Annotated in this window: 7 protein-coding genes and 6 pseudogenes; 6 read left to right on the forward strand and 7 right to left on the reverse strand. The window is 63.2% G+C overall.

All coding sequences use genetic code 11. The features are described from left to right. From Q427_RS26295 to Q427_RS26310, 4 genes and pseudogenes are all read right to left on the reverse strand, one after another. Positions 1–336: pseudogene (locus Q427_RS26295) on the reverse strand (ATP-binding cassette domain-containing protein); the annotation flags it as partial. Positions 337–364: 28 nt separating this feature from the next. Next, positions 365–1,201: an ABC transporter permease gene (locus Q427_RS26300; protein ID WP_043518427.1), complete on the reverse strand. Its 837-nt coding sequence runs from the start codon at positions 1,199–1,201 to the stop codon at positions 365–367. A gap of 1 nt (position 1,202) precedes the next feature. Continuing rightward, positions 1,203–2,172: pseudogene (locus tag Q427_RS26305) on the reverse strand (ABC transporter permease); the annotation flags it as partial. 136 nt (positions 2,173–2,308) lie between these two features. Next, entirely contained in the window at positions 2,309–3,862 is a 1,554-nt protein-coding gene (locus tag Q427_RS26310; RefSeq protein WP_043518436.1) for an ABC transporter substrate-binding protein, read from the reverse strand. A gap of 198 nt (positions 3,863–4,060) precedes the next feature. On the opposite strand from Q427_RS26310, the pseudogene Q427_RS36590 reads away from it, so the two are divergent. Both Q427_RS36590 and Q427_RS36595 read left to right on the forward strand, forming a co-directional pair. Beyond that, positions 4,061–4,240 (forward strand): annotated as a pseudogene (locus tag Q427_RS36590) (GntR family transcriptional regulator); the annotation flags it as partial. Positions 4,241–4,377: 137 nt separating this feature from the next. Continuing rightward, positions 4,378–4,746 carry an FCD domain-containing protein gene (locus Q427_RS36595; RefSeq protein ID WP_331280713.1) on the forward strand — a complete coding sequence of 123 codons (369 nt, stop codon included), beginning with the start codon at positions 4,378–4,380 and terminating at the stop codon, positions 4,744–4,746. Here the strand turns inward: Q427_RS36595 and Q427_RS26320 are convergent. Together Q427_RS26320 and Q427_RS36600 are read right to left on the reverse strand one after the other, a co-directional pair. Continuing rightward, positions 4,743–5,657, reverse strand: a complete 915-nt coding sequence (locus tag Q427_RS26320; protein WP_043518429.1) for a hydroxymethylglutaryl-CoA lyase — start codon at positions 5,655–5,657, stop codon at positions 4,743–4,745. The genes Q427_RS36595 and Q427_RS26320 overlap by 4 nt on opposite strands. A 19-nt stretch (positions 5,658–5,676) precedes the next feature. Beyond that, positions 5,677–6,879, reverse strand: a pseudogene (locus Q427_RS36600) (CaiB/BaiF CoA transferase family protein). A gap of 150 nt (positions 6,880–7,029) precedes the next feature. On the opposite strand from Q427_RS36600, the gene Q427_RS26330 reads away from it, so the two are divergent. Continuing rightward, positions 7,030–7,920, forward strand: coding sequence for a LysR family transcriptional regulator (locus tag Q427_RS26330; protein ID WP_043518431.1), 891 nt, complete (start codon positions 7,030–7,032; stop codon positions 7,918–7,920). Positions 7,921–7,926: 6 nt separating this feature from the next. Here Q427_RS26330 and Q427_RS26335 read toward each other — a convergent pair. Beyond that, a pseudogene (locus Q427_RS26335) lies at positions 7,927–8,695 on the reverse strand (SDR family NAD(P)-dependent oxidoreductase). A gap of 261 nt (positions 8,696–8,956) precedes the next feature. On the opposite strand from Q427_RS26335, the gene Q427_RS26340 reads away from it, so the two are divergent. The 3 genes and pseudogenes from Q427_RS26340 (at position 8,957) to Q427_RS26350 (ending at position 11,851) form a co-directional block, all read left to right on the forward strand. Continuing rightward, the gene (locus tag Q427_RS26340; protein WP_051496739.1) at positions 8,957–9,955 is read left to right on the forward strand and encodes a TRAP transporter substrate-binding protein; all 999 of its coding nucleotides are present in this window, start codon (positions 8,957–8,959) and stop codon (positions 9,953–9,955) included. Positions 9,956–10,017: 62 nt separating this feature from the next. Further along, complete coding sequence (locus Q427_RS26345) at positions 10,018–10,557, forward strand: TRAP transporter small permease (RefSeq protein ID WP_331280714.1); 540 nt, start codon at positions 10,018–10,020, stop codon at positions 10,555–10,557. A 41-nt stretch (positions 10,558–10,598) separates the two neighbouring features. Beyond that, positions 10,599–11,851 (forward strand): annotated as a pseudogene (locus Q427_RS26350) (TRAP transporter large permease). Positions 11,852–12,039: the final 188 nt, after the last annotated feature.

The following is a 12,039-nucleotide window of genomic DNA, read 5'->3' on the forward strand; positions in this document are numbered from 1 at the left end:
CTGGCACCGACCGCATGAGCGGGTTCAGGGCCGTCATGGCTCCTGGAAGATCATGCCGATGTGCAGGCCGCGCAGCTTGCGGTGCTGTTTCTCGGTCAGCGTCAACAGGTCCTGGCCGTCGAAGATCACTTCGCCGGCGGTGGGGCGCACCCCCTTGGGCAGCAGGCCCATCAGGGCGTTGGCCGCCATGGACTTGCCCGAGCCGGACTCACCCACCACGCACATGATCTCGCCGCGTGCCACGTCGTAGCTGACATCCTCCACGGCGTAGGGGCGATCGGCGCCCTTGGGCAGTGCGATGGTCAGGCCGCGAATGCTCAGTACGGGTTCACTCATGGAACTCTCCTTCTTGGCGGTCCGGCGCTTACGAGCGTTCGCGGGAAAGTTTCGGGTTCAGGGCGTCATCGAGACCCTCGCCCACCAGGTTGAGTGCCAGCACCGTCAGCAGGATGGCGAGACCGGGGAAGAAGCTCAGCCACCAGGCCTGGCGGATCACGGTCCGCGCGGCGCCGATCATGTAGCCCCAGGACATCACGTTGGGGTCGCCGAGACCCAGGAAGGAGAGCGCCGACTCGAGCAGGATGGCGGTGGCCACCATCAGGGAGGCGAGCACGATGATCGGCGACAGGGTGTTGGGCAGGATCTGGCGCAGGATGATGGTGCGGTTGGTCTGGCCCACGAGTCTGGCCGCTTCCACATATTCGCGGTTACGCAGCGACATGAACTCGGCCCGTACCAGGCGAGCCACCGGCGGCCAGCTGACGATGGCGATGGCCAGTACGATGGAGGTCACGCTGGGCTGCATGATCGCTACCAGTACGATGGCCAGGGCGAAGTTGGGAATGGTTTGGAAGAACTCGGTGAAACGCATCAGCCCATCGTCGATCAGCCCGCCGTAGTAGCCGGCAATGGCGCCCAGGGGTACACCGATCGCCAGTGCCACGGTCGTCGAGACGAGACCGATCAGCAGCGACACCCATGCGCCGTGCATGATGCCGGCGGCGACGTTACGCCCCATGGTGTCGGTACCCAGCAGGAAGCCTTCCACCTCCATGGGTGCCAGGAAGGGGCGCTGGACCATGCGCCAGGGGGATTCGGGATAGAGAAAGGGGGCGAGTATGGCCATGAGGATGATCGTCATCAGGATGATCAGGCCGATCAGGGCACCCCGATTCTGGGCGAAACGGGCGAAGAAGCTCATGAGCCTCCTTGATACGCGGGTCCGCCAGGCGATAGACCAGGTCGGTGATGATGTTGAAGACGATGACCAGGGCGGCGGAGAAGAAGAAGATGCCCAACAGCAGGTTGTAGTCGCGCTGCATCAATGCCTCGTACATCAGGCGGCCGATGCCGGGCCAGGCGAACACGGTCTCGGTGAGGATGGCGCCGCCCACCATCTGGCCCGCCTGCAGGCCGGCGAGAGTGATGATGGGAAGCAAGGCATTGCGCAGGATATGCCGTCGCTGAATCACCCGTGGACTGAGGCCCTTGGCGCGGGCGGTCTTGACATAGTCCTGCTGGCTGGCCTCGAGCATGGACGCACGGGTCATGCGGGTATAAATGGCCATGAAGAAGAGCGCCAGGGTGGTGGCGGGCAGGACCAGGTGCTTGGCCACGTCGAGCACCAGGCGAAGCCGTCGAGCCCCGCCCCCACGGTGTACATGCCGTAGGCGGGCAACCAGTCGAGATAGACCGAGAACAGCAGAACTGCCATCAGTGCCACCCAGAACAGCGGAGTGGCGTAGAAGATCAGGGCAAGTGCATGATCAGCGAGCCGGAGGGCTTCTTGACCCGGGCTGCCGCCATGGAACCGGCCAGGATGCCGAGTGCCAGCGACAGGACGAAGGCCGTGCCGGTGAGCAGAAGGGTGGCGGGCAGGCGAGCCAGGATCAGATCCAGGACCGGCATCTGCTGACGATAGGAGAAACCGAAATCGAGCATGGCGATGCCGGAGACATAGCGCCACAGCTGGACATAGAGGGGCTGGTCGAGGCCGAAGCGCTCGCGTAGCTGGCGCAGGAACTCCTGATCTGTAGCGCCGGCCTCGCCGGCCAGGATAGCGGCGGGGTCGCCGGGGGCCATCTGGATCAGGAAGAAATTGAAGATGACGATCATGAACAGGACGACGACGGCCTTGAGCAGCCGCATCAGGATCAAGCGTGCATAGAGCATGCGGGAGCCTCAACAATCGGATGAAAGCCCTGATCCATGTCGCGCTCGGACGTCGCCCATCGATCAGTGCTTTCGATCAGTGCTTACCGGGAACAGCGGGGGCGGCCAGGCCGCCCCCGCTTGGTGGGCTAACAAACTAGCGGTCGAGCCAGGCGTCCTTGAAACCGTCGTTGACCCCTACGCCGGAAGTGATCAGGTTCTTCACGTCACAGCGGTAGATGGTCGGGAAGCCGAGCTCCATCAGCCAGCCCACCGGTACGTCCTCGTGGAGGATTTCCTGGGCTTCGTGGTAGAGGGCTTCACGCTCTTCATCGGGGAAGGCAGTGGCGGCCGCGTTGAAGAGCTCGTCGACCCGCTCGTTCTCGTAGCCCCCGACGTTGTTCCAGGGCGAGCCCTTCTCGATGTTGTCCGAGAGGTAGGAGCGCGTGATGCCCAGGGCCGGATCGCCGTACTGGTAGAGGAAGGTGAAGGCTAGATCGTAGTCCCACTCTGAGAGACGCTGGTTCCAGCCGCCCACATCGGTGGACTGGGTCCGTACGTTGACACCCACTTCGCGCAGGTTCTGCTGTACTGCCTCAGCCCAGCGGGTCCAGGTCTCGCCGTAGGGCAGCGGCAGCAGGCGTACTTCCTCGCCGTCATAGCCCATCTCGTCGAGCAGCTCACGGGCGCGTTCCGGGTTGTGGTCGTAGGGGTCAAGCTCGTCGTTCTGGAAGCGGGCATTGGAACCGAAGGCGGAAAGCGGCACGTTACCGAGTTCGTTCCACAGCACTTCATGAGCGAACTCGCGATCCATGGCATACATCACCGCCTGGCGGAAGCGCTTGTCGGCAGTGGGACCTTCACGGTTGTTCATCCACAGCATGGCGAAGGGGCTGAAGTACTCGTGGCCTTCGTCGGTGATGCAGGTGTTGTCCAGGGCTGCCAGGCGCGGGATGTCGAAATTTTCCACGGTGCCGTTGGGCAGTACATCGACGGTGCCGTTTTCATACGCTACGGCGCGGGAGGCACCATCGGGGATGATGTGCCAGTTGATGCCGTCCAGGTAAGGCAGGTCGTCCTCGTAGTAGTCGTCATTGCGGATCAGCTGGATGACGGTGCCGCGGTCCCAGTTCTCGAACTTGAAGGCCCCTGTGCCGATGGGGTGGTTGTTGTGTTCGTTGTCGCGGAAGTCGGTGCCTTCATAGAGATGCTTGGGGATCATCGTGAAAGTGCCGGCTTCGAAGGAGAGCAGGAAGGGACCGAAGGGATCGGAGAGAGTGAAGACCACCGTATGATCGTCTGTCGCCTCGATGCTTTCGACGTGCTGGAGGACGGCGCGGGCACTGGGGTTCAACTCGCGGTGGAAGACGTCAGCGGAGAAGACCACGTCGGCGGCGGTGAACGGCTCGCCGTCGTGCCAGAGTACGCCTTCACGCAGATGGAAGGTCCAGGTCAGGCCGTCATCGCTGACATCCCAGGATTCGGCCAGCTGCGGTTGTGGCTCCAGGTCGGTGCTGTAGCGCAGCAGGCCCTCATAGATATTGCCGGCCACGACCCGGGTCGGTGCGTTCTGGACCATGCCCAGCACCAGGCCCGGTGGTTCGGGTTGGATGATGGTGTTGATGGTGCCGCCGGACCTGGGCTCCTCGGCGAGGGCGAACGTGGAAGTAAAGGCCAAGGCGGCGATGGCGGTGGCCAACGGTGTCTTCATCATCATTATCGCGTTCCTTCTTGTTTTGTCATTGCTGTCTTGTTTTATCGATGCCGAGAGGTTGATGGCATTCTTGAGCAGTCCTATTGACCATAGCAGCGGTAATCGAAGCTGTCGACAGTCGGCAATCGACGGTCGACAGATACTCTGCTTGGGTCATACTCTAGGCTCAACATCTCTTCCAAGAGCCTAGTCAGCATGTCTTCAAGCAACGCGATAGGTGATTCCACGTTCATTCAGCAGCGGAACCTGGTGGAGCAAGTCGCCGATTACCTCACCCAGGCGATCATCGGCCAGAAGTTTGCCCCCGGGGAACGCTTGTCCGAGGTACAGTTGGCTCGCGACCTGGGCGTCAGTCGCGCGCCGGTACGCGAGGCGGCGCGCCTGCTGGAAAGCCGTGGACTGCTCGTGTCCCAGCCCCGGCGAGGCTTCTTCGTCCGCGCCCTGGATGCCGCCGAACTCAACGACATCTTCGATCTCCGCCTGTGCCTGGAGAGGCATGCCATGCGCGCCTGGTGGAGAATTTCGATGCCGACAAGGAGGAGAGGCTGCGCAACCAGGTGGAAGTCATGTGCGAGGTCGCCAGCGGCGACAGCGAGAGCCGCAAGATCGAGGAGGACCTGGTCTTCCACCGCATGGTGATCTCGTTTTCCGGTAATCGACGCCTGCTCAAGGCGTTCGATGACATCACCCACGAGCTGCGTCTCTGCATCGCCCTGATCGGCAAGACCCATGCCGACCCCGACAGTATCTCGACGTCCCATTGGCTGCTGCTCGACGCCCTGGCCAGCGGGGATCCCGAACGCTGCCGCGAGGCAGTCGACTACCATATCGGCGTGGCCCGGGATTATGTGGTGCAGGGGATCGGCGAGACCGTCCCCTAGCGGCTCGGCATGGGATAGCGGCGATCCGCCTTCCCCGCCTTGACCACCTGCCCGGGCGTGTCATGGCCTACCAGGGYGGGCAGGGTGGCCGATACGGCCAGCAGGGCGTCCAGGTCGACGCCGGTATCGACCCCCATCTGTTCGAACATGTGCACCAGGTCCTCGGTGCAGACGTTGCCGGTGGCCCCGGGGGCGTAAGGACAGCCCCCCAGCCCGCCCAGCGAGGCATCGAAGCGTGTGATACCGGCCTGCCAGGCGGCGAGGGCATTGGCCAGCCCCATGCCTCGGGTATTGTGGAAATGCAGCGTGAAGGGCGTCCCGGGCCAGCGAGCCAGCACGTCCTTGCACAGCTTTTCTACCTGTGCCGGATTGGCCATGCCGGTGGTGTCGCACAGCGTGATGCCGTCGACGCCGATAGCGATCAGTTTCCCGACCAGCTCGTATACGCGTGCCGGGGGCACCTCGCCCTCGAAGGGGCAGCCGAAGGCGGTGGAGAGGGAGGCGTTGACGAAGACGCCGCGACCGGCGGTGGACTCGAGGATGGTTCTGAACCGCTCCAGTGACTCGGCCGGTGTCATGCGCAAGTTGGCCAGGCCGTGGGAGTCGCTCGACGACATCACCAGGTTGATTTCATCCACCTGGCAGGAGAGCGCACGTTCGCAGCCGCGCAGGTTGGGCACCAGTACGGTGATGCCCACCGCCTCCCGGCGCAGGATGCCGCGTACGACCTCCTCGGCGTCCTTCAGCTGAGGAATGGCCTTCGGCGAGGTAAACGATGTCGCCTCGATGCGAGCCAGTCCCGTGGCCGAAAGGGTATCGATCAGGCGTATCTTGTCTGCGGTGGGGACGAAGGCGGCTTCGATCTGCAAGCCGTCTCGGGGTGCTACCTCGTTGATCTGTAGGCGTGCCATGGAGCCTCCTGTGGCTTGTTCAGATGATGCCGGCCTGCCGCAACTTGGCCCGGGTCTCGTCGTCGATACCCAGCTCGTCCAATACTTCGTCGGTGTGCTGTCCCAGGCGGGACCGCCATTTCCGAGCCGTCCGGGCGTGGCACTCAGCTTGGGGAGTACGCCGGGTACCTTGAGCGGCTTGCCGTTGGGCCGGACGAAGGTCTGTATCATCTCCCGGGCGAGGTAGTGGGGGTCGCTGGCGATATCGGCTGCCGTATAGGGGTAGCCCACGGGGACCCGGGCGGCCTCCAGCTTTTCGATGATCTCGTCGCGGGAGCGTGCCTGGGTCCATGCCTCGATCGCGCTGTCGATGAGGTCGGCATGCCGGCTGCGTCCGTCGTTATGGGCGAGATCCGTATCCCGGGCCAGGTCCTCCCGGTCGATCACTCCCATCAGGCGCTTGAAGATGCTGTCGCCGTTGCCGGCAATGAGCACATAGTCGCCGTTTCGACAGCGATAGGCATTGGAGGGGGTGATCCCGGGCAGGGCGCTGCCGCTGGCTGGCGAATTTCCCCACTGGCGTCATATTCCGGCAGCAGGCTCTCCATCATGGCGAAGACCGATTCGTAGAGGGCGACGTCGATGACCTGGCCCAGCCCGCTGCGGGCGCGCTCCTGCAATGCCAGCAGGGTGCCGATGACGGCGTAAAGGGCAGAGAGCGAGTCACCGATGCTGACCCCCACCCGCACCGAGGTTCGCCCGGATGACCGGTGAGGTAGCGCAGGCCCCCCATGGCTTCGCCGATGACGCCGAAACCGGGCTTGTCCCGGTAGGGGCCGGTCTGCCCGTAGCCGGAGACGCGTACCATGATCAGCGCCGGGTTGAGGGCCGAGAGCTTATCCCAGCCCAGCCCCCAGCCCTCCAGGGTGCCGGGGCGAAAGTTCTCCACCAGCACGTCGGCCTCGGTGGCGAGACGGCGTACCAGGGCCTGGCCTTCCTCGCTGCGCAGATCCAGCGAAAGGGAGCGCTTGTTGCGGGTCTGAACGTGCCACCAGAGCGAGGTATCCTCCTCGATCATTCGCCATTTGCGAAGCGGGTCGCCGGTGCCCGGTGGCTCGAACTTGATCACGTCGGCACCGAATTCGCCGAGGAGCTTGGTGGCAAAGGGACCGGCGATCAGCTGGCCGAGCTCCAGAACCTTCAAGTCTTCAAGTGGCAAGCGCCGGTCTTGTGGGTTCGTCATGGTAAGCACTCCTTGCGCGGATGCCAGTCAGGATGCGATACGCCAACGGTGGCAACAATTCAGGAAAAGGGAAGACAGGGTTCGTCCATGACGAAGACATGACGTAAGATTACCTGATTGCCCTGTGACCGGCCCGGAGGATGCCAAGCCGTGCGACGCTTCGATTTCGTGACGCTCAAGCTCTTCGTGTCGATTGCCGATGAAGGACGGCTCACCGCAGCGGCAGAGCGAGAGCACATGGCACTGGCGGCGGTGAGCAAGCGCATCAGCGATCTCGAGTCGCTGGTGGGTACCTCGCTGCTCTACCGAAGGCCACGGGGGGTGGAGCTGACGCCGGCCGGGCATGCCTTTCTGCATCACGCCCGGCGGATTCTCGAGGATATCGAGCGCCTGCGAGCGGAGTTGAGCGAATATGGAGAGGGAGTCCGGGGGCATGTGCGCATCCACTCCAATACCTCGGCCATCATCGCCTTTCTCCCTCAGGACCTCAGCGCCTTCTCCCGCCTCTACCCGGAGATCAAGATCGACCTCCAGGAGCGTATCAGCTCGGAAGTGATAGCGGCCGTTCGCGATGGCCTGACCGACGTGGGCATCTTCGCCGGGCACGTACCCTGCGACACCCTTCAGCTGCTGCCCTATCGCAGTGACAGGCTGGTGTTGATGACATCGCGCGATCATCCGCTGGCTGAGCGGCAGTCGATCCAGCTTCACGAGGCCACCGAGTACGATTTCATTGGTCTTCAGCAGGACACCTCCCTGCAGTCCCTGCTGCATGAGCAGGCAGGTCGCGAGGGCAAGACGCTGCGCATGCGCATTCAGGTGCGCAGCTTCGATGCCATTTGCCGCATGATCCACCATGGCATGGGGGTCGGCGTGCTGCCGGAGCAGACCATCTATCGAGACCTGCGAGACCTGCAGCTGTGCAGCATACCCCTGAGCGATGAGTGGGCCAGGCGTGAACTGGTGATTGGCGTCAGGCAGTACGATGGCCTCCCGGTGATCGCGCGACACCTGGTGGACCATCTTACTGCGCCTGCCTGAGCCGGTTCAGCTGTCGCGGACGATGGTGAAGGGTGACCACTGTTGGCACAGCGGGGCGACCTCGAGGCGCGTGATGTTGACGTGGGCGGGAGCTCGGCGATATGCAGGGCCTGCTCGGCCACGTCGATTGGCTGGAGCGCGCGGGTGCCTCATAGTAGCCATCGGCCTTGTCCTGATCGCCCTTCATGCGAACCAGGGTGAATTCGCTCTCGGTCATGCCGGGTGCCAGGTCGGTGACACGCACACCGGTACCGCTCAGGTCACAGCGCAGGTTGTAGCTGAACTGCTCGACGAACGCCTTCGAGGCACCGTAGACGTGACCGCCGGGGTAGGGTGTGTGCCCGGCAATGGAGCCGATGTTGATCACCGTGGCACCTTCGCCGTGGGCGATCAGCCTGGGCAGAAGCAGGCGGGTCACGCTGACCAGACCCTTGATATTGGTATCGATCATGGCATGCCAGTCGTCCAGGCTGGCCTCCTGGGCCGGCCCCTTGCCCAGTGCCACCCCTGCGTTGTTGAGTAGCAGGCGGATGTTGTCGAAAGGGGGCGGGAGGTCGTTCACCAATTTTTCTATTGCGCGATGATCGGTGACATCCAGGGGCGCGATATGCACCGGCACCCTATCGCCGAGTGCCAGGCGCAGCGCTTCCAGGCGTGATTCCCGCCGTCCGGTGAGCACCAGCCCCCACCCGGCAGCGGCGAAGCGGTGGGCACAGGCCTGGCCGATCCCCGAGGTCGCACCGGTGATGAAGGCAATGGGAGTGGCTTCGTGCATCATGAATGCTCCGTTCAGTGTGATGGGCCGTCGTGGCAGGCCTCCACATCATTGGCAGCCCATGAAGGGCCTTCTGGTATTAGTCTTTGGTCGTGTAGGTACGGTCTGGTAAGAGTAACCGTGGCATGGTGTGGCGCCCGGCAGCCATCGTGATTGACGAAGCCTGCCTTCATCAAAGCCGATTTGAGCCAGCCCTTCGCTTGTTTCAAGATCAAACCACGACGATAAGCCCTCAATAACGATAATTGTCAGGAGAGCACGATGCGAAAGTCACTGCTTGGCTCATTGGCAGCGCTGGGAATGCTTAGTGCCGCCCCCTTTGCCGCCGCCAGCGCCATCGAGATTCAGGTCAACAACACCATGAGCGAGGGCGGCTCCGAAAGCGCCGCCGTCGAGCGTTTTGCCGAATATCTGGAGGAGCAGGCGCCGGGACGCTTCAACGTCCGTCCCTTCCTGGCCGGTTCGCTGGGCGGTGAGAATGCGATCCTCGAACTGCTCAACCTGGGCCAGACCCAGATCTCCATTACCGGTGGCAACTGGCGGCAGCAGTATGCTCCCGAGTATGACGCCATCACGGTGCCCTTCGTGTTCTCGACCTGGGACGAGGTCGATGCCTACATGGAGAGCCCTTCCGGCCAGCGGCTGGTCGAGATCGCCGAGGAGAAGGGCGGCATCAAGTATTTCGGGACCCAGCATCGTGGCCCGCGGCAGATGACCGCCAACAAGGCGATTCACAGCCCGGATGATCTCGATGGTTTCCGGCTGCGCCTGCCGTCGTTGCCGGTTTGGCTCGAGGTGTGGGAGGAGATCGGTGCCCAGGTGGTCAACGTTCCGGCCCCCGAGATCTATCTCGCCATGCAGACGGGACAGGTGGATGGCCACGAGAACTCACTTTCCTCGCCCTACACCCGTCGGTTGTGGGAGGTTCAGGACCATATCATCATGACCAGCCACGTCATGTTCCCCTGGAACTGGGTGGCCAGCAAGCGCTGGTGGGAGGGCCTGGATGCCGAGGATCAGGCGCTGATCACCGAGGCCATTCATGTTGCCCGCCAGCATGGCACCGACGTGGAGCGTGAGCTGGACGAGTACTATCTCGAAGAGCTTGAAAAGGCTGGCATGACCATCATCGAGCCGGATGTCGAGCCCTTCCGCCAGGCCGGTCTGCCTGCCATCGAGCGCATCCTCTCCGAGATGGCCGATGGGGTGATGGACGATGCCTGGGTGGTGCCAGCGACGACTGATCGCTCTCGTTACTGACCGACCTTGCCAGCGGCGCCCTTCGGGACGCCGCTGGCGTTTCCTGCCTGGAGGACTCCATCTTGACGACATCCCCACCTCCCGCCAGCGGTGTTGACCGGCTGGCCTATCACCTGCTCAGCGTCATCACGCGAATCTGTGACGCCCTGGGCGTGATGCTGTTGGCCGGGGTACTGGTGTTGATCGTTGCCGCCATCGTGGTGCGTGACATCATCGGGCTAAGCATGCCCTGGACGGAGGAGGTCGCGACACTGCTGGCCATCTACGCGGTGGGCTTCGGTTCACTCTCTGCCTGGGTGCGGGGCGAGCACCTGCTGGTTGACCTGTTCAGTCACCGGATGGGTGCCCTGGCCCGGCATATCCAGTACCGGCTCGTGGCCCTGCTTTCGGCAGGCTTCTTCGGCCTGGCGGCATACGGCTCCCTTGCCATGTCGATTGCCAGCGCCAATAACCGCACCGTCTCCCTGGGCATCAGTTTCACCTACCTCTATTACGGGATATTCATCGGCTTCGCCGGCATGACGCTGCTGGCTAGCTGGCAGGCACTGCGGGGCCCGGTCGAATGGAGCTCGGTGGCGGGTTCATCCCAGGAGGCGGACTGATGCAGGAACTGATGATTTTCGTTGGTGGCCTGCTGTTGCTGATGGCCATTGGCCTGCCGGTGGTGGTGGCAATCGGTATCACCTCCTTCATTGCGCTGGGTGTTACCGGGGCCGGCGGGCTTCCGGTGGAGCTGCTTTCGCTGCGCATGGTGCAGACGCTGAACAACTTCACCCTGCTGGCGATTCCGCTGTTCATCCTGGCGGCCAACATCATGAACACCGGCTCCACCACCACCCGCATTTTCGACTTCGCTACCGCACTGGTCGGCTTTACAAAGGGTGGACTGGGTCATGCCAATGTGGTGGCCAGCTCGATCTTTGCCACCATGTCCGGCACGGCGGTAGCCGATGCGGCCGGCCTAGGCAGCATCGAGATCAAGGCCATGAAGGAGCGGGGCTACGATCTGGGCTATTCAGCGGGCATCACGGCGGCATCCAGCGTGATAGGCCCCATTCTGCCGCCCAGCATTGCGCTGGTGGTCTACGGCTGGCTGGCCAATGTCAGCATCGGCGCCTGTTCATGGCGGGGCTGGTGCCCGGCATGCTCATGGCACTGCTGCTGATGGGGATGACGCTGGTGCTGGGTGCCGGCAAGCGGGTCGCCATGCCTCCGGCGACGCCGTTCGATGGCAAGGAGGTCCTGCGCACCGGCAAGCGGGCCATATTGCCACTGATGATGCCGGCGATCATCGTCGGCGGCATCTGGACCGGTTTCTTCACGCCCACCGAGGCGGGGGCCGTGGCCTCGCTCTATGCGGTCATCCTGGGCACGCTGGTCTATCGTGACCTCAAGCTTCGTGACCTCTATGCCTCCTTCATTCGTACCCTGATGTTCAGCGCCGCCATTCTGCTGATCATCGCGGTCTCCAGCTTCTACGGCTGGATTCTGGTTCGCATCGGTATCCCCCAGGCCCTGGCCGGCCAGGTGGCGGGCGTCGACATGCCGACGATCCTGCTGCTGCTCGCCTTCGCACTGTTCTTCCTGGTGGTGGGCTGCTTCATGTCGGTGATCGAGAGTATTCTCATCTTCACGCCGATTGTGGTGCCGGCGGCGCTGGCCGCCGGTCTGGATCCGATCCACTTCGGCATCGTCATGGTCATCACCCTTTCGGTGGGGGTCATCACGCCGCCATTCGGCACGGTGCTGTTCCTGATGGTGGGTATCACGCGGCTGCGCTATTCCCAGATCGTGATTTCGATACTGCCATTTCTAATCCCGATCCTGGCGACCATCCTGATCCTGATCGCCCTGCCGGGTCTCGTCACCTGGCTGCCGGGAGTGATGGGGTATTGAACGCTGACATCCCAGCGCCTGTCTGATGTCCGAATACCGTCGGGAGTTCGATATGCTTGCCAGCATCGCGCGGTTCTTTCAGGAAGCCCTTGCCGAGCCGGAGTCCAGCCCGGATCCCGCGCCGACCCTCGAGCTGGCCGCCGCCGCGCTGCTGTGCGAGGTGATGCGCGCCGACTACCACACCGACC

It is taken from the genome of Halomonas sp. BC04 (genome assembly GCF_000568385.1).

Bases quoted from the DNA above. Each gene is read 5' to 3' on its own strand.
- Q427_RS26300 (WP_043518427.1), bottom strand. From the start codon at position 1,201: ATGAGCTTCTTCGCCCGTTTCGCCCAGAATCGGGGTGCCCTGATCGGC.
- Q427_RS26310 (WP_043518436.1), bottom strand. From the start codon at position 3,862: ATGAAGACACCGTTGGCCACCGCCATCGCCGCCTTGGCCTTTACTTCC.
- Q427_RS26340 (WP_051496739.1), top strand. From the start codon at position 8,957: ATGCGAAAGTCACTGCTTGGCTCATTGGCAGCGCTGGGAATGCTTAGT.